At 66.1% G+C, this 18,216-nt stretch carries 12 protein-coding genes; 10 read left to right on the forward strand and 2 right to left on the reverse strand.

Going from position 1 to position 18,216, the window contains the following annotated elements; all coding sequences use genetic code 11:
• Window positions 1-24 precede the first annotated feature (24 nt).
• Window positions 25-1,353 (reverse strand): glutamyl-tRNA reductase, encoded by a 1,329-nt coding sequence (locus ABD283_RS06475; protein WP_344224158.1) that lies wholly within the window; start codon window positions 1,351-1,353, stop codon window positions 25-27.
• A gap of 124 nt (window positions 1,354-1,477) precedes the next feature.
• Between ABD283_RS06475 and hemE the strand changes: the two genes are divergently transcribed.
• The 8 genes from hemE to hemL all read left to right on the forward strand — a co-directional run bounded on the left by hemE (window position 1,478) and on the right by hemL (window position 10,307).
• Entirely contained in the window at window positions 1,478-2,629 is a 1,152-nt protein-coding gene (gene hemE / locus ABD283_RS06480) for a uroporphyrinogen decarboxylase (protein WP_344224159.1), read from the forward strand.
• Entirely contained in the window at window positions 2,626-4,119 is a 1,494-nt protein-coding gene (hemG, locus tag ABD283_RS06485) for a protoporphyrinogen oxidase (protein WP_344224160.1), read from the forward strand. Before hemE ends, hemG begins: the two co-directional genes overlap by 4 nt.
• A 39-nt stretch (window positions 4,120-4,158) precedes the next feature.
• Complete coding sequence (gene hemQ / locus ABD283_RS06490) at window positions 4,159-4,884, forward strand: hydrogen peroxide-dependent heme synthase (protein ID WP_344224161.1); 726 nt, start codon at window positions 4,159-4,161, stop codon at window positions 4,882-4,884.
• Between the two features lie 2 nt (window positions 4,885-4,886).
• Window positions 4,887-6,101, forward strand: a complete 1,215-nt coding sequence (locus tag ABD283_RS06495; protein WP_344224162.1) for a ferrochelatase — start codon at window positions 4,887-4,889, stop codon at window positions 6,099-6,101.
• The gene (gene hemC, locus ABD283_RS06500; protein WP_344224163.1) at window positions 6,098-7,033 is read left to right on the forward strand and encodes a hydroxymethylbilane synthase; all 936 of its coding nucleotides are present in this window, start codon (window positions 6,098-6,100) and stop codon (window positions 7,031-7,033) included. The genes ABD283_RS06495 and hemC overlap by 4 nt, the downstream gene beginning before the upstream one ends.
• A 32-nt stretch (window positions 7,034-7,065) precedes the next feature.
• Complete coding sequence (locus tag ABD283_RS06505) at window positions 7,066-7,899, forward strand: uroporphyrinogen-III synthase (protein ID WP_344224164.1); 834 nt, start codon at window positions 7,066-7,068, stop codon at window positions 7,897-7,899.
• Window positions 7,896-8,903, forward strand: a complete 1,008-nt coding sequence (hemB, locus tag ABD283_RS06510; protein ID WP_344224165.1) for a porphobilinogen synthase — start codon at window positions 7,896-7,898, stop codon at window positions 8,901-8,903. Before ABD283_RS06505 ends, hemB begins: the two co-directional genes overlap by 4 nt.
• An 84-nt stretch (window positions 8,904-8,987) precedes the next feature.
• On the forward strand, window positions 8,988-10,307 hold the full coding sequence (gene hemL, locus ABD283_RS06515) for a glutamate-1-semialdehyde 2,1-aminomutase (RefSeq protein WP_344224166.1): 1,320 nt from the start codon (window positions 8,988-8,990) through the stop codon (window positions 10,305-10,307).
• A gap of 80 nt (window positions 10,308-10,387) precedes the next feature.
• On the opposite strand, the gene ABD283_RS06520 is transcribed toward hemL, so the two are convergent.
• The gene (locus tag ABD283_RS06520) at window positions 10,388-11,086 is read right to left on the reverse strand and encodes a 3'-5' exonuclease (RefSeq protein ID WP_344224185.1); all 699 of its coding nucleotides are present in this window, start codon (window positions 11,084-11,086) and stop codon (window positions 10,388-10,390) included.
• Between the two features lie 259 nt (window positions 11,087-11,345).
• Here ABD283_RS06520 and ABD283_RS06525 point away from each other — a divergent pair, with 259 nt between their 5' ends.
• Window positions 11,346-14,741, forward strand: coding sequence for a PD-(D/E)XK nuclease family protein (locus ABD283_RS06525; protein WP_344224167.1), 3,396 nt, complete (start codon window positions 11,346-11,348; stop codon window positions 14,739-14,741).
• On the forward strand, window positions 14,738-18,214 hold the full coding sequence (locus tag ABD283_RS06530) for an ATP-dependent helicase (protein ID WP_344224168.1): 3,477 nt from the start codon (window positions 14,738-14,740) through the stop codon (window positions 18,212-18,214). The genes ABD283_RS06525 and ABD283_RS06530 overlap by 4 nt, the downstream gene beginning before the upstream one ends.
• The last annotated feature ends 2 nt before the right edge of the window (window positions 18,215-18,216 follow it).

An 18,216-nucleotide genomic window follows, 5' to 3' on the forward strand; every position in this document is an offset into this window, starting at 1 on the left:
CGGCGGGAAGCACCCGCCTTCTGGTTAGCCGACCGCGCGATTCCGAGCGGTAGTCGAGGGGGATTGATCCGCGGGGGGATTCTGGTGAGATTCGTGATGGGCGGGGGCGTCCACCTCGATTCCGTACAGCGCTTCCAATCCGGTGATGTATTCATCGGCCCGGCCCTGTGAGGCCAGTTGTTTTGCTCGAACGGTGGGTGTGTGCAGCAACGAGCGGACCATGCGGCGCAATGCCATCTCGATCTGGTCTTCGGCACCCGTGCAGCCGTGATGGGAGCGAACTTTTTCCATTTCCGCGTCCAGGACGGCCATGGTGTGCTTGCGGAGCGCGACGATCGCGTCATCCATGGCACGAGCGTTCTGGGCGGCCTCGAATTTCTGGGCGGCCTGGTTCACGATGTCGCTGGCAGCGGCCACGGATTCTCCGGTTTCATCGGGGGCGGCCACGCGCACGGACTCCAAGGTAATGAGTTCGACCTGGGGCAGATCCGCGATGGCGGGGTCGAAGTCGCGGGTCAGGGCCAGATCCACCACAGTGCGGGGGCCCTCCGGGAACGAGGACGCAGACATGGGGGACGAGCCCCCCGAGCAACCGATGATCACATCGGCCCGGCGCAGGGCCGCGGGCAGATCCGCGTCCGAGACGGGGCTCCCGCCGCGCTGGTCGGTGAACTGTTCGGCGCGCCCCGATCCGGAGTACACCTCGATGTCCGCGCAGCCACGATCACGCAGGGCGGCCATCGTGGCCCCGGCGTACGCACCGGTTCCGAACACGAGGGCGCGGCGGTTGGGCCAGGAGCGGGCGGTGATGTCATTGGCGAGATCCAGGGCCACGGAAACAATGGAGCGGCCGCGCTCACCGAGTTCGGTGCGCGATCCCACTTCTCTGGCGGTGCGGGCGGCCGATTCGAATAATTGGACCAGATGACCGGAGACGGTTCCCGACTGCTGAGCCTGGTTCAGCGCCCGGCGCACCTGACCGGTGATTTCTCGTTCGCCCACTACCGCGGACTCCAGCCCCGAGACCACGGTGAACAAATGCTGGGGGACCTCCACGCCGGTGAAAGCGTCCATCGTCTCCAGGACGAATCGCTCGTCCAACCCGGCGCGCTGGGCAATGCGCTCCACGAGTTCCTGCTGGGCGCGGGCTACCTGCGCGGACGGGTCACCGTGCTGATCGGCCTTGAGCTCGCCGTAGAGCTCCAGTCGGTTGCACGTGGACAAAGTCACGGCGCCGTTCAAAGCGCCTTCGGAGACCGCTTCTTCAGCCACGCCCAGGGCACCGGTACTGAGCCGCGCGACCGTGTTGAGGTCGACGGAGCGATGCGAGGCGACAAGACAGAAAAGGACCACAATCCAGCCATTCTAGACGAATTCTTCTGGTCCCCTCAGCATAACCATGCCTCAGGCTGCTTGCTTGGACGCGGACAGGTCGTCAATAAAACTCCCATCTTTCCTTGGCACAATGGAAGGCACTATGGCTTCCCAAGATTCTCGCGCCGCCGCGCCCAGCGACCCCGCACACCGAACCGACTCCACCGAGCAGCAGTCTTGGGATCAGCGCATCGCCGCTTTGAGCTCGGACCATCCGCTCAAGCGTGACGAGATCGCTAATTCCGCGTTGATCCGCACGCTGCGCGGGCTGGACGCTCCCCACACGCCCGTTTGGTTCATGCGACAGGCGGGGCGCTCGCTACCGGAGTACCGCGAGGCGCGCGTGGGCACCGGCATGCTGGAGGCCTGTCTGACCCCCGAGCTCGCCGCGGAGATCACCGTGCAGCCGGTGCGCCGCCACAAGGTGGACGCGGGCATCTTCTTCTCGGACATCGTGGTCCCCATGAAACTGGCCGGTGTGGGTGTGGACATCGTGGCCGGCCGCGGTCCCGTTCTGGACCAGCCCGTGCGCACCGCGGCGGACGTCGCCGCGTTGCCCGAGCTTCCGGACGCCGCGCTGGACCCCATCCGCGAGGCCGTCTCCCGAACCGTGGAGCTGCTGGGTGACACTCCTCTGATCGGTTTTGCCGGTGCGCCGTTCACGATCGCCGCCTACGCGGTAGAAGGTGGACCGTCACGGGACCATCTGCGTCCGCGCACCATGATGCACGCGGATCCCGAAGCCTGGGACGCTCTGGCCCAGTGGGCGGCCCGAACCTCCGGGGCATTCCTACGGGCACAGGTCGAGGCCGGTGCCTCCGCCGTGCAGCTCTTCGACTCGTGGGCAGGGTCCCTGTCACTGGCCGATTACCTGGACCACGTTCAGCGCCACTCGGCGGATGCTCTGGCAACGGTGGCGGATCTGGGAGTGCCGCGGATCCACTTCGGCACGGGCACGGGCGAGCTGCTGGCGGCCATGCGTGATGCCGGAGCGGACGCCGTGGGAGTCGACTACCGGATCCCTCTGGACACTGCCGTGGAGCGGGTCGGTCAGCGTACGGTGGTACAAGGCAACATCGACCCCGCGTTACTGGCTGCCCCTCGGTCGGTGTTGCACGAACACGCTCGCGACGTTCTGCGCCGCGGTCAGAGCGCGCTCGCACACGTGGTGAACCTGGGTCACGGAGTTCCGCCGGAAACCGACCCCGAGGTACTGACCGACCTGGTGGCCTTCATTCACAAGGAGACGCAGTGACAACTTCGCCAGGTGCAACGTCCGCAGGGACCCCTCGTAAGGCCCGCACGGCCTTGGTCGTGGGCGGCGGTGTTGCTGGTTTGACGGCGGCACGCGATCTCTCCGCGGCCGGATTGCGCGTCACATTGGTCGAGGCCGATGACCACTTCGGCGGAGCAGTAGGAGCTCATGAGGTTGCGGGACTGGTTCTGGATTCCGGTGCCGAGTCCTTTGCCACTCGTTCGAACGCGGTTCCGCAGCTGCTCGAAGATCTGAACCTCAGTGACCGCGTGGTCAGCCCCAACCCGGCCGGGTCGTGGTTGTACCTGCCCGAGGGCGCCATGCCCGCGCCCAATACCGGTGTTCTAGGGATCCCGGCAGACCCCGCCGCGTCGTCACTGCGACCCGCACTGGGATGTTCCGGAATGGCTCGCGCGCGCATGGACCGGGTGCTGCCTGCATCCGTGGGTGCGGGGGAGAAGTCATTGGGTGGCCTGGTGCGCGCTCGGATGGGCACGCGCGTGCTCGATCGCCTGGTGACCCCGTTCGTGTCCGGCGTGTACTCAACCCACCCCGACGAGCTCGACGTCGACGCCGTGGCGCCCGGCCTGCGTGCCGGTCTGCGGGAGCACGGCAGCCTGTGCAGGGCCGCGGGAGCCTTGCGCGCCAAGAGTCCGGCGGGCGCCAACGTGGCCAGCCTGGACGGCGGCATGAACCAGCTCAGCGAACGACTGGTGCGCGACGTGGAGGCCCGCGGGGTCAAGATTGTCACCGATTACGACGTGATCGCCCTGGACCGTGACCCCCGCCGCCCCGGGTGGATGGTCATCCAGAGGCAACCCGCCAACGGTGACAAGACCGCCGTGGCCCGTGGAGAACTGCTGGTCATGGCCGCTGACGGCCCCACCACGGTGCGATTGCTCGGCGGACATCTGCCCGATTCGCAGCGCTATTCTCCCAAGCCAGGACCGCGGGTGGCGTTGGCCACTCTGGTGCTGGACTGCGCAGACCTCAACAATGCACCCCGCGGAACCGGTTTGTTGGTCAGCTCGGACGTCGAAGAAGTACGCGCGAAGGCGTTGACGCACTCGAGCGCAAAGTGGGCGTGGGTCCAACGCGAGGCCGGAAACGACCGCCACGTGCTGCGCCTGTCCTACGGGCGCGCGGACACTGGTAAGGACACGGTTTCGCCGGAGGTCGCGTTGCCGGACGGGCACCTCATCTCACTGGCCATCGGTGATGCCCGGACCCTCATGGGAGTGCACATCGGGCCAGAACAATTGGTCGGTGCGGACGTGGTGCGTTGGCACACCGCGCTTCCCCGCACGGACGTGGGACACAGCAAACGGGTTGAAGAATTCCGCCGGGCCATCAAGGACGTCCCGAACGTGATTGCCGTGGGAGCGTGGCTCTCGGGCACCGGGCTGGCCGCGGTGGTGACCGACACCAGGCAGCAGGTTGCCAAACTGCTGCGCAACCACGGGTACGAAACACCCGCACAGCGTGACTGAGACTTCAGCCATGACACGAGCATCGAAAGGACATACACGATGAGTGAGCACGTACACGCAGCACAGCAATCCGCCGTCGAGGCGGAGGAAAAGACCGAAGAGAAGCTGTACTGGGCTGTTTACACCGTGCTTGAACGCACCGGGGACCGCACCCCGGATGCCGATTCCGAAGCTAACCAGAGCGAATTTGATCGTTTGGTCCAGGAACTGGCCGGTGACAATGTGACCGTGCGTGGTGTCTACGACGTGTCCGGGATGCGTGACAACGCGGACCTCATGGTGTGGTTGACCGGTGATCAGCCCGACGTGCTGCAGGAGGCCGTGCGCAGGATCCGCCGCCAGCCGCTGCTGGGCGGCACTCGTCAGGTGTGGAACGCGATGGGCGTGCACCGTGACGCGGAATTCACGCGCAACCACGCGCCGTCGTACGCGCGAGGTATTGCACCGGAGAAGTGGGTGTGCGTGTACCCGTTCGTGCGTTCCTACGAGTGGTACTACATGAACCCCGAGCGTCGTGCCGAGATGCTCAAGAACCACGGCATGAAGGCCCGCGACTACCCCCAGGTGCTCGCCAATACCATTGCGTGCTTCGGCCTCAACGACTTCGAGTGGTTGCTCGCTCTGGAGGCCCCCGAGCTGGTTGATCTGGTGGATTTGATGCGCGAATTCCGCAACACCGAAGCCCGGTTGCACGTGCGCGAGGAGATCCCGTTCTACACGGGCCGCCGGATCGAAACCGCCGAGATCGCCGAGGTGCTGCGCTAAGCATGGCACCCCTCGAACAACAGGTCACCAACCGACTCAGCGCTGCCCGGGCCGCGGAGCCGCGTCACTTCGATGCCGTGATTCTCTCCTCCTTCGGTGGGCCCGAGGGACAGGAGGATGTCATCCCGTTCCTGCGCAACGTGACCCGTGGCCGCGGTATCCCTGACGAGCGGCTCGAAGAAGTGGCCACCCATTACCGCGCCAACGGCGGGGTGAGCCCCATCAATGCTCAGAACCGAGCGCTACGCGACGCATTGGAAGCGGAATTGCGCCGCCGTGGCGTGGACGTCCCGCTGCTGTGGGCCAACCGCAACTGGGACCCGTACGTGGCTGATGTACTCACCGAGTGCAACGAACGCGGGTACAAGGACCTGTTGGTCTTGGCCACCAGCGCGTTCTCCGGCTACTCCAGCTGCCGTCAGTACCGCGAGGACTACGGAATGGGGCTCGCGGAACTCGGTCTGACCGATGTGATGCACGTAGAGAAGGTGCGTCCGTACTTCGACGAGGTCGGTTTCCTGACGCCCTCCGTGGAAGGCCTGCGGGACGCTCTCGCCACGCTGCGCGAACGTATCGGCGAGGGAAAAATTGAGGTGCTCTTCACCACCCACTCGGTTCCGGACACTGATGCTCACGCCTCCGGGTCCGAACGCATCGAGTTCGAGGAGAACTCCGCGTACGTGGCCCAACACCTGGCGGCCTCACGATGGATCGTGGAACAGCTCGGCGATGCCATGGACAACGTGAACTGGCAACTGGTCTATCAATCCCGTTCCGGCCCGCCCCAGATCCCGTGGCTCGAACCGGATATCTGCGACGTGATCGAAACGTTGCCCGATTCCGGCGTCCAGGGTGTGGCCGTGGTGCCCGTGGGGTTCGTGTCCGATCACATGGAAGTCGTCTGGGACCTCGACACGGAAGCGAAAGACACAGCAGCCGAGGCCGGTATCGCTTTCGAGCGTGTGGCCACCGCCGGAACGCATCCCGCTTTCGTGGGGGCGCTCGCCGATGCCATTGAACAGCGCCTCGGAACTGAGACGGCCCCGCCGCGCGTTTCAGCATGTGGTGAGGGCACCTGGTTCGACAATTGCCCCGCCGATTGCTGCAAGAAGATCCTGCGAGGCCAATCCGAGCCCCGGCCCACTGTGGCCCAGACCCCGCTGGAACAGCCCATTGCCGTGGGCATGGACGAGCAGGGTGAGGTGATCTACCGATGAGTGAAGGAACCTTCAAGGTAGGGACACGTGGCTCCCAGCTGGCCATGACCCAGACCGGTTACGCGGCGGATGCCGTGGGAGCCGCCGCGGGCATGACCCCAGAACTGATCACCGTACGCACCGAGGGCGATGTGCTGACCGGGCCGTTGTCGCAGATGGGCGGCACCGGTGTTTTCGCCACCGCCCTGCGCGCCCGGCTGCTGGATCGCGACGTGGACCTGGCGGTGCACTCCCTCAAGGATCTGCCGACCGCAGCGGTCCCCGGCCTGGTCATTGCGGCTCTCCCCGAGCGGGAGGACCCGCGGGACGCGCTGTGCGCCCGTGATGGTCTGACGCTGGACGAACTACCCCAGGGCGCAGCCGTGGGCACGGGATCACCGCGCCGCGTGGCCCAGTTGCGGGCGCTGCGTCCCGATCTGAAGATCGTGGACATTCGCGGCAACGTGGGCACCCGTCTCAACCGGGTGGCCCCGGGCGACCTGGATGCGGTGGTGTTGGCGGCGTCGGGCCTGAAGCGATTGGGCCTGGAAGGCCGCGTCACCGAGTACATGGACCCGGAGCGGATGCTGCCGGCACCGGGCCAGGGGGCGCTAGCGCTGGAGGTCTCGAGCGAGCTCGCGGAGGATTCTCCGCTGGCCCGTGGCTTGGCCGCCGTCGATGATTTGCCCACCCGATTGGCCGTCTCCGCCGAGCGCGCCGTACTCGCCCGACTCGAGGCCGGTTGCGCGGCGCCGGTGGGAACCTACGGCCGCATGGTGGACGGCGATCTTCACCTGGACGTGGTGGTCGCCAACCCGGACGGCACCGAGGTGATGCGCCGCTCGGAGGCCACCGATGAGCTGTCGGTGGAGGCAGCAAAGGCCCTGGGCGTTCGCATTGCCGATGAACTGCTGGCCGACGGCGCCGATCGATTGGCGCGGTTGACCCTGTGATATCCCGCGTATTGGTGACCCGCGGGCCCGCCGTGTCCCGTGAACTCACGGGGTTGTTGCGGGACCGCGGGTACGACGTGCGCTTATCACCCCTGCTCGAGGCGCAGCTTCCGGAGGACACCACGAGCCTGCGCGCAATGTACGACAAGGCAGAGCACCCTCGCGTGCCCACGTGGCTGACCTTCACTTCAGCCAATACGGTGTTGGCATTGGGGGAGGTGACCGCGCAGGAAAACTGGGGTGCAGTCCTGGAACGAGCACGCGGGAGCACACCCAAACTGTCCATCGCCGCGGTCGGCCGCGCCACGGCGTCGGCCTTGGCGGAGGCCGGGATCGGCGTGGACTTCACGCCCGCCCACGAGCAGAGCGCGGCCGGGATGCTGGCCGAGTGGCCCGCTGCATTCGCTGCCGAGGGCGAGATCGCGTTGGTGCCGGCGTCCGAGCTCGCGTCACCCACGCTTGCCCACGGACTCGCGGAGCGCGGTTACGCGGTCTCGACGGCGGTTGCCTATCGTATGGTGCCCGCCCCCGCAGCAATCCCGTTGCTCGCTGACGTTCCACGCGCGGACGACCCGCCCGTGATGACCGCCGACGCCGCTCGCGAGCACTGCGCGCGCGGCGAGTTCCGCGCGGTGGTGGCTACGGCGCCGTCGCGCGTCGCGGCACTGTTGGACGGCCAACCGCGACCACCCGAGGACACGAGGTGGGTGGCCATTGGCGAACCCACCGCTGCTGCGCTGCGGCAACGCGGCATTGCCCCCACCGTGGCCGAGGACCCGAGCCCGGCAGCCCTGACGGCGGCTGTGGACCTGGCCCTGAAAGATTTGTTAGAGACGACTAGTTCGACCGAGGAGAAATCATCGTGAGCTCACACGCACCGCTGTACGACTTGGTGTCGCGCCCGCGCCGGCTCCGCACCAATCCGGCCATGCGCCGCTTTGCCGCGGAGAACCGCGTGCACCCGGCGGAATTGATCCTGCCGGCGTTCGTGAAAGAAGGCATCTCCAAGCCCGTGGAGATCCAGTCCATGCCCGGGGTGGTCCAACACACCGTGGATTCGCTCAAGCAGGCCGCAGCAGAAGCCGTGGAACTGGGACTGGGCGGCATCATGCTGTTCGGCATCCCGGAAACCCGCGACGCCGTGGGATCCGCCTCGCTCGACGCGGACGGGATCCTGAACCACGCCATTGCCCAGGTCCGCGCGGAGGTGGGCGATGACATTGTGGTCATGTCCGACCTGTGCCTGGACGAGTTCACCGACCACGGTCACTGTGGCGTGCTGGACGATGACGGCGTGGTCGACAACGACGAGACGCTGCGGATCTACGCCGAAATGGGTGTGGCCCAGGCTCAGGCGGGTGCGCACATGGTGGGCCCGTCCGGAATGATGGACGGCCAGGTGGGCGTGATCCGCGCGGCGCTGGATTCCGCCGGATACCAGGACGTTTCCGTGCTGGCGTACTCGGCCAAGTACAACTCGGCGTTCTACGGTCCGTTCCGCGAGGCCGTGGACTCCGCGCTCACCGGTGATCGGAAGACGTACCAAATGGACCCCTCCAACCGTCGCGAGGCACTGCACGAGCTGCAGCTGGATCTGGACGAGGGCGCGGACATGGTCATGGTCAAACCGGCCATGAGCTACCTGGACATTCTGCGCGACGTGGCCGAGGTGTCACCGGTACCGGTCTCCGCTTACCAGATTTCCGGCGAGTACGCGATGATTGAGGCCGCAGCGGGTAACGGCTGGATCGACCGCGATGCCGCGGTCAAGGAGTCCGTGCTGTCCATCAAGCGCGCGGGAGCCAATTCAATTTTGACGTACTACGCCGCCGAACTGGCGCGCTGGTACCGCCAGGACAACGGGAACTAAATTAGACTGCCGCCGCGCTCACCCCCAACCGGCCGCGGCTCACACGACCGGGGAGATCCCCGGTGGAAGGAACCAAGTGATCTCATGAGTGTCTCCCAAGAACTGTTCGACCGCGCTCAGCGCGTGATGCCCGGTGGTGTGAACTCCCCGGTGCGTGCCTTCAATTCCGTGGGCGGCACTCCGCCGTTCATCTCCGCAGCCAAGGGTCCGTACCTGACCGACGTGGACGGCCGCGAATACGTGGACCTCGTGGGTTCATGGGGTCCGGCGTTGTTGGGCCACGCGCACCCGGTGGTGCTGGAATCCGTGCACGAGGCCGTGGAACGCGGTCTCTCCTTCGGAGCGACGACCCGGGGCGAAACCGAACTGGCTGAGTTGCTGGTCGACCGGGTGGCACCGGTGGACGAGATCCGCATGGTCTCCACCGGTACCGAGGCCACCATGACGGCATTGCGCTTGGCCCGTGGCTTCACCGGCCGCGACCTGGTCATCAAGTTCGCCGGTTGCTACCACGGCCACGTGGACTCGCTGTTGGCCGAGGCCGGCTCCGGCGTGGCCACCCTGGCACTGCCGGGCTCGGCGGGCGTGACCGAAGCGACGTCGTCCCAGACCCTAGTGTTGCCGTACAACGATGTTGCCGCCCTGGAACAGGCCTTCGCGGATCACCCGGGCGAGATCGCAGCCGTGATCACGGAGGCAGCGCCGTGCAACATGGGCGTGGTGACCCCGGAGAACAACTTCAACGCCGAGATTCGCCGCGTGACCCAGGAACAGGGTGCGCTCATGATCCTGGACGAGGTGCTGACCGGATTCCGCGTGCACGAGGCCGGCTACTGGGGCCTGAGCAACGAGGCCGAGGGCGGTTGGACCCCCGACCTGTTCACGTTCGGCAAGGTGATCGGCGGTGGCCTGCCCACCGCAGCGCTCGGTGGTCGCTCGGACGTCATGAATTACTTGGCGCCGACCGGCCCGGTCTACCAGGCGGGCACGTTGTCCGGTAACCCGATCGCGATGGCGGCCGGTCTGGCCACCCTCAAGTGCGCCGATCGCATCGCCTACCAGACGATCGATCGCCGCTCCGAGCAGCTGCGCGACGCCGTGCGTTCGGCACTGGACACCGCGGGCGTGAACTACTCGATCCAGGAGGCGGGCAACCTCTTCTCCATAGCGTTCGGCACCCGGGACACCGGCGTGCACAATTACGCGGATGCCAAGGCGCAGGAGACCTTCCGGTACACCCCGTTCTTCCACGCGATGCTGGACGCGGGTGTGTACCTGCCGCCCTCGGTCTTTGAGGCCTGGTTCCTGTCCGCGGCCCACGACGACTCGGCCATGGACCGGATCATCTCCGCACTGCCCACAGCCGCTCAGGCCGCGGCGGAGGCACAGCCCGAGCAGGGCTGATTCACGCACCAACGCCGACGGCGCCGCGCCCCTTTGCCGGGGCACGGCGCCGTCGTTGTGTGTGACCGGTGTGACGCTGGTCAGCCGCGTGGATGGACCGGCCAGGTGCCGTCCACCACGGCATCCGGGTCGCGGCGTCGGAAGTATTCCTGCAACGAGGCCGCTTGCTCCGCGGCCCACCCGATCTGGGCGTGGTGCAGTTCGCTCGCCGTGGCCTGCAGCTCGGTGAATTTCTCGGCCATGGCGGCGGCCAATCGTTCGGTGGCCAGGGCATCCGCGGCGGAGGTGTGCGCGGCGTCCAGGACCACGCCGTACTCCTCACACAGTGCGCCCAGCGTGCGTTTGCCCTTGCGGAACCGGTGAACCTGCTTATTCAGGATGAACGGATCGAGCACGGGGAACGGCTGGGTTCCGGGAATGTCGTGGCGCTCGCACTCTCTGGCCAGCACGGTCAGATCGTAAGCGGCGTTGAACGCGAGCACGGGCGTGTTGTCCGCCCACAGTTCGCTCAGCACGGTGGTTAATTCGGTGACGACGTCGCTCGCGGCCTGTCCCTCTGCACGTGCCTTCTCGGTGGTGATTCCGTGGACCGCGGCGGCGGCCTCCGGGATTTCCACCCCGGGATCGGCAAGCCATTCCCATCCCTTGAGCACCGTGCCATCCGGGGCAACGAGCACTACGGATGCCGTGACGATGCGGGCTGTCTGGGGATCGCGGCCGGTGGTTTCCAAGTCGAAGCACGCCCTGGGGAGTTCGGTCCAGGGCGTCGCGGGGGCCATCGGCGCGGGCGCAGCGGCGGGTTCGGTGGGCGGCGTCGGCGGCGTGTTGCCCGGGCGCGGGGCGACGTCGAAGAGCGTGTCCTGCGCGGGATCTTCGGTGGATTTTTGGGCCTCTGCGGGCTGGGGAGGCTCGGGAACGTCGAAGAGGGCCGGCTGATCTTGCGGAGAGTGCTGCTGCGGGGAAGGCATGGTGATCACGCTACCGGGTGTGCCCGACAGTGTCGTTATGCGTGTCCGCCGGGCGTGATGTGATGGGACCATGCAGACGCAGCATGAGACCCCCTGGCGGATCCTTCCACCGCGCACCGTGACGGGGAGCGGCCGGACGTTCACGCCGGATGCCCAGCAACGGGCCGTGATCGAACTGGAACCGGGGCACGGTCCGGTGCTGGTGTTGGGCGCACCGGGAACGGGTCGTACGAGCACGGTCGTGGAATTCGTGGTGCGTCGCTTGGCCTCGGGGGCGGATCCCCAATCGATGCTGGTGCTTGCTCCCTCGCGGACGCAGGCCTCCGAACTGCGAGATGCGATCAGTGAGCGTGCCGCTGCCACCATCAGTACGCCGCTCGTGCGGGCCTGGCAGGCCTACGCTTTCGACCTGTTGCGCCGTGCTCACGCGCAGGGTCTGCTCCCGGGGGTTGCTGAGCCCCCGGTGTTGTTGTCCGGGCCTGAACAGGACGCGTTCATCGCGGACATGATGCGCGGACGCACCGCGGGACACGGAACGGGAATTGTGTGGCCGGCTGACTTGGACCGCGCATTGCAGACCCGGGGCTTCAGGGGACAACTACGCGAACTTTTCGACCGTATGAACGAATACCGCATGCCGCCGGAACGGTTGGCTCAGTGGGCGGAACCGTTGAACCACCCGGAATGGCGCACGGCCTCGGCCTTTCGCGCCGAGTACCAGCAGGTACGAGCCCTGCGCATGCCCAATGCTTTCGACCCGTCCGAACTCGTTGACCGTGCCGCACGGGTGCTGGAGGAGAACGCCGCATTCCTCCACGAGGAACGCGATCGCCTTGCCGTGGTACTGGTGGATGATCTCCAGGAGGCCACACCGTCCGTCTACCGGCTGATCAGTGTGCTGACCCGCGGAGCGGATGCGATCTACACCGCCAACCCGGACACCACGGTGCAAGGATTCCGCGGTGCCCGCCCCGATCTGTTGCGCACCCTCCAGGACCGGGTCAGTACGGACCGCCATCCACTGCGCCGGCTGCCCCTGGAGTGCTCTCATCGTCTGCCTGCACACGTCAATCGTGCGTGGCAGCGTGTGGCTCGCGCCATCTCGGTGGTGGCCGGGGCCAGAAGCAACCGGGCGCCCGAGTCCTCCCCGGAGAATCCTGGTTCGGTCCGGGCCGTGGTCTTCGACTCACCCACGGCCCAGGCACGCTGGTGCGCAGACCACTTCTTGCGCCTCCACGTTCTGGAAGGCGTGCCATACCGCGAGATGGCCGTGATTGTGCGCAGTGGTTCGCAATTGTCGTCGCTGACCCGTCAACTGGCGTCCTTGGGGGTACCCACAACCTCGTCCGCGGCCGAAACGCCGCTGCGCGAGGAACCGGCCGTGATCCCGCTACTCAACGCGCTGCGGCTCCTGTTGGATTCTCAGGGGCAGCCCATCGAACCGGATGCGGCTCTACCCGACCAGGATGAGACCGAGCACGAACAACCTCGGTTGCTCACGGCGGAGGCCGCGGTTGCTTTGCTGACCTCCCGCTTGGGCGGTGCGTCTCCCATGGATGTGCGGCGTCTCAGGCAGCGGCTGCGTGTCTATGAGCTCAGCACCGGTGGCGGGCGTACGAGTGATGCTTTGCTGGTCGAGGCGCTGACGGACGGTGTGTTACTCGAGGCGGCCGGAGTCCGTTCCGGACCGGCTCATCGGATCGCCGACATGCTGCAGGCGGGTCAAGAGGCATTGGCGGCTCCCGGCGCCACTGCGGAATCAGTGCTGTGGGCGTTGTGGGACGCGTCGGGTGTCGCGGAGGTATGGCGGCGTCGAGCCATTTCGGGTGGGGCTGACTCGGTGCGAGCCGATCGCGATCTGGATGCGGTAGTCGGTCTTTTCGAGTCCGCCGAACGCTTCGTGGACCAGGTTCCCGGTGCCACGGCGCAGGCCTTCATGGATTACATGGAGCACCAGGAACTGCCCATGGATACGTTGGCGGCGCGTGCTCCGGCAGAGGACAACGTGTCGATCCTGACACCGGCCGGCGCCGCGGGGCGGCAGTGGGCTCATGTGGTGGTGGCCGGGGTGCAACAGGGTGTGTGGCCCAACACCACTCTGCGCGGCCAGCTGCTCGGCACCGATGTGCTGACCGATGCCTTGGACTTCGGCGTGGAGCAAGCGGCGCGCATCGGCCCGCTCGATCGGCTGCGGCAGGTGAGATTCGATGAACTGCGTCAGTTCGCCACGGCGGTCTCGCGCGCGAGTTCTTCACTGGTGGTCTCCGCGGTCTCCAACCAGGATGAGCAACCGTCCGAACTTTTGGACCTGGTCGCCTCAGGTTGGGGTGGGGAGGACTCCGGTGTCGAGGTGGAGCATCTGGATGCACCCGTGCCTCTCACCCTGCGACAGCTGACGGGATCGTTGCGGCGTGCCGTCTTCGATTGCGAGGAAGCCCCCGAACTCGGTGAGGCAGCAGCGCGATTGCTGCGGGAGTTCAGTTCCCTCCCCGAGCCCGTTCGCGGGGCGGAGCCGCACGAATGGTGGGGTTGGGCGCCGCTGAGCAGCGATGAGCCGTTGTTTACCCCGGAGGCACCCATCCCGGTGTCACCGTCGAAGATCGAAACGATTCACCGTTCGCCACTGGACTGGTTCGTCAGCGAGGCCAAGGCGGAGGAAGTCACCGACTTCAGCCGCAGTCTGGGAACCCTCGTGCACGACATCGCCGAAACCATGCCGGACGCGCCCAGTACCGAACTGATCGCAGAGTTACGACGCCGGTGGCCCAGCCTGGGCATGCCGCCGGGATGGATCACGGAAACCGAGCGGGAGCGCGCGGAGACCATGCTGCGCAAATTCGCGGAGTATGTGATCAATGCCCGCAAGGATGACGGACGCGAGCTGGTGGGGGTCGAGGGGAGCTTTCACGTGCTCGTGCGAGGAGAAGCCCGGGACGCCCTACTGCGCGGCCGTGTCGACCGGCTCGAGGTCGACGGGGACGGTCACCACGTGGTGGTCGACCTCAAGACGGGCAAGTCCCAACCGGCAGGCAAGAAAATTGAGAACCACCCACAACTGGGTGCCTATCAAGTGGCCCTGCAGGCCGGCGCGGGTGAGCAGATGCGGCGCGAAGTCGAGCTCAGGGAACAAGCCGTGGCCGCGGGCGAAGATCCGGACATGGCCGTCCGCCAGGCCGGTTCTGAGCCCATCGAGCTGCCACAGGGGACCGTGATCACCCAACCCGGTGGCGCGCTGCTGGTCCAGCTCGGCACCAGCACGAAAAAGGTGGGAACCCAACACCAGCAACCCCTTGACCCGGAACACCTCTGGGCCAGGGAGCTCATTACCCGTGCAGCGGATCTGGTCTCCGGAACGCGATTCGAGGCACGGCACGACTCCGAACACGGGTCCAATTTTGGTTTGCGATGCACCCTGCCCTGGGTGTGTCCGTTATGTGCAGAAGGTCGACAGGTGAGTGAACGATGACCACCCCCCAGTACTCTCCGTTCGACATTGCCGAGGCGCTGGGTGACTACCCTCCCACCCAGCAGCAGGCGGAGGTCATTTCCGCGCCGTTGACACCGCGGCTCGTGGTGGCCGGCGCGGGGTCCGGCAAGACCACCACGATGTCCGATCGGGTGGCGTGGTTGGTGGCGAACCAGCTCGTGGAACCGGAACAGATTTTGGGCGTGACCTTCACACGCAAGGCCGCCGGTGAGTTGGCCGAGCGTATTCAGACCAAACTTCGGGGATTGCGCCGAGCCGGACTGTTGGGCGCTCAGGCCCAGCTGACCAGCGCCCCGGACCTGTCGCCCCTGGCACCCGAACCGGGCGCCACCGAAGATCCCGCGGTGCCCCAGGAACCCACCGTGAGCACCTACCACTCCTACGCGAATTCACTCGTGCGCAGCTACGGGCTCCGATTGGGCGTCGAAGCGGACACGGTGCTCATGGGGCAGGCTCAAGCGTGGCAATTGGCACACCGTCTGGTGGAGAGCTGGGACGGGCCTCTTCCCGAGAGCATGCCCGCCGTCTCAACGCTCACGAGCGGGATGATGAGTCTGGCCTCGGAGTCTTCCGAGCACCTGGTCGCGCCGAAGCGAGTGGGTGAGTGGGCCCATCGCTTCCGGTTGAGCTGTGCGGACGTCCCGCCCGTCGGCAAGAAGAAAAGTGTCGGAAAGCCCATCCAGGACGCTCTCAAACGTCTGGAAACCACGGAGCTCCTGGCTCAATTGGTGGAACGATTCCAACGCGTCAAGACCATTGAATCAGCGTTGGACTACGGCGACCTGCTGGCGCTCGCGGCAGAGATCGTGCGGGTGGATCCTCGCGCGTGTGCCACCGAACGTGATCGGTTCAAGGTGGTGCTGCTGGACGAGTTCCAGGACACGTCCCACGCCCAGCTCAAGTTGTTCTCGGGGCTGTTCGGAGACGGTCACTGCGTCATGGCCGTGGGCGATCCGCAACAATCCATTTACGGGTTTCGGGGGGCTTCTGCGGGACAGCTGTTCAGCTTTGTCGAGAACTTCCCTCGCAGCAATGGAGAGTCCGGGGAGCCCGCGGCTTTTGCCGATACCAGTTTCCTCACGGTCGCCTGGCGGAACTGTCAGTCAGGCCTGGACGCGGCCAACCGGATTGCGGCGCCCCTTCGCACGCCACCACCGTGGAATCGTTCCGCGTCCACCGTGGAGGTGCCTCCGCTCGACCCCTCGCCCAACGCCTCGGTCGGAACCGTTCGGGTCAAGCGGTACGTCACGGATTCGGAGGAAGCGCAGGCCACTGCCCAGGCCATTGCGGAACAGCGGCGCGCCCATGAAGGGCAAGCTCTTGACGACATGCCCACGATGGCCGTGCTGTGCCGAAAACGGGCGCAGTTCGAACCGATCCGTCTGGAACTCGAAGCGCTGGACGTGCCCTACGAAGTGGTCGGACTCGGCGGGTTGCTCAGCACACCGGAGGTTGCAGACATTGTTGCCACCCTCTACGTCTTGACCGACCCCGGTCGTTCGGATGCTTTGGCGCGTCTGCTGGCCGGTTCGCGCTGGCGGATCGGGCCCAAGGATCTCGCGGCGCTGGGGGATTGGGCGGGTCATCTTGAACAACTCCGCTCGCGAGCCGCTGTTGCTCAACGTACCGAACTCTCCGCTGAAGAACTGGCCGAGGAACCCGCGGAGGAGCCGGATGAGAGCGTGGTCGAGGGCGACATCGTGGATCGCTCCAGTCTGATCGAAGCGATTGAGACGTTGCCGTCAGAAACGTGGGTGTCACGTCGCGGTCGCTCCATCAGCCCCCAAGCTTTGGGGCGAATGCAGAAATTGCAGGCAGAGCTCAGGAGCCTGCGATCGGTGCTCGGCGACGAACTCACGTCAGTCATCCACGAGGCGGAGACCACTCTCGGTCTGGACGTGGAGCTCGCTGCGAGCCCCGGTATGACCCCGGCTCAGGCGCGTAAGAACGTGGACAGCTTTTATGACCAGGCGGTTCAGTTCAGCGCGAGCACTCGAACACACGACGTCGCGACGTTCCTTGCGTGGCTCGAAGCCGCCGCCCATGAGGAGAACGGACTGGAACTGCCGCCCGAGGAGACCCGGCACGACGCCGTTCAGCTGCTCACAGTGCACGCGGCCAAGGGACTGGAATGGGACCACGTTTATGTCCCGGGCATGAACCAGGGGGACTTCCCGTCCAAACGGAAGTCGGCCTGGACCGGGGACGCCGCGAAACTACCCTGGCCCCTGCGCGGCGATGCTCAGCAACTACCGCAGTGGAATGCGGATCCCACGGACGTGGAAACGCTCAAGGAATCTTTCGACATCTTCTTGGAAGAAGCCGGCCTTCATGATGAGGCCGAAGAGCGCCGTCTGGCATACGTGGCGTGCACACGCGCCAAAACACTTCTGGAGCTCTCGTGCTCCGTGTTCCGAGGCACCGCGAAAACCGCCCACGACCCGTCGGTCTTCCTGGCGGAAGTGCGCGCAATGACGGAGGAATCCCACCCGGGCATCGAACTGGAGGAGTGGGCGGAGGTCGAACCGGGCACGGACAATCCTCAGGCGGACACCGTCCTGAGTGCTCTGTGGCCCTACGATCCCCTTGAAGGACCGGAGATCATCCGAAAAGAGCGGTCCGTGGACGGCCAGGAGAAGGTCACAGTTTCGACCCCGGTGCACAGCGGTCGGCGGGAACGCGTGGACCGCGCGGCCCGGGCGGTGCAAGACGGTGGCTTCGACAGCACCCGCGAGCTCACCGCCGAACAGCTCGAAGCGGGGGAACACGGTGAGACCGTCAAACGGTGGAGGCGGGAAGCGGAATTGTTGATCGCCAAACGCGATGCCGTGGAACAACGTAATACCGTGCACATGCCCTCGCACGTGTCCGCATCCGCGCTCGTGGCCATGGACACCAACCCGGAGGCCTTCATCATGGGCTTGCGCCGTCCGATGCCCGCACGGCCCGGTTCTGCCGCGCGCGCCGGAACCACATTCCACACGTGGGTCGAGAACTTCTTCGGTGACTCGGCCATCTTCGACATGGATGAGCTGCCGGGTGCAGATGATTACGTGGACGAGGAACTCGACCTGCCCGCGCTCGCCGAAACGTTCCGCCAGAGCCAATGGGCCAATCGCCAGCCCTACGCAATCGAGCTACCGGTTGAGACCCCCGTCGGCTCGGTGACAGTGCGCGGCCGGATCGACGCCGTATTTCGCACGGACTCGGGCGGCTGGGACCTCATCGACTGGAAGACGGGGCGAGTCCCTCACGGCAAGGACCTGCGTCGCAAATCAGGGCAGCTCGCGCTGTACCGGTTGGCGTTCGCACGATTGCACGGACTGGACCTCACGGACGTCTCGGCAGCGTTCTACTACGTGACCGAGGACAGGGAAGTCCGCCCACACGACCTGGCGACCGAGAAAGAACTGGAGGCCATTGTCGAGTCGATGTACCAGGTGCGCGGCTGAGT

It is taken from the genome of Kocuria atrinae (assembly GCF_039531425.1).
GTDB lineage: Bacteria > Actinomycetota > Actinomycetes > Actinomycetales > Micrococcaceae > Kocuria > Kocuria atrinae.

Coding starts and splice junctions, on each gene's coding strand:
- hemE (WP_344224159.1), top strand. CDS start 1,478: ATGGCTTCCCAAGATTCTCGCGCCGCCGCGCCCAGCGACCCCGCACAC.
- hemQ (WP_344224161.1), top strand. CDS start 4,159: ATGAGTGAGCACGTACACGCAGCACAGCAATCCGCCGTCGAGGCGGAG.
- ABD283_RS06495 (WP_344224162.1), top strand. CDS start 4,887: ATGGCACCCCTCGAACAACAGGTCACCAACCGACTCAGCGCTGCCCGG.
- hemC (WP_344224163.1), top strand. CDS start 6,098: ATGAGTGAAGGAACCTTCAAGGTAGGGACACGTGGCTCCCAGCTGGCC.
- hemL (WP_344224166.1), top strand. CDS start 8,988: ATGAGTGTCTCCCAAGAACTGTTCGACCGCGCTCAGCGCGTGATGCCC.
- ABD283_RS06520 (WP_344224185.1), bottom strand. CDS start 11,086: ATGGCCCCCGCGACGCCCTGGACCGAACTCCCCAGGGCGTGCTTCGAC.
- ABD283_RS06525 (WP_344224167.1), top strand. CDS start 11,346: ATGCAGACGCAGCATGAGACCCCCTGGCGGATCCTTCCACCGCGCACC.
- ABD283_RS06530 (WP_344224168.1), top strand. CDS start 14,738: ATGACCACCCCCCAGTACTCTCCGTTCGACATTGCCGAGGCGCTGGGT.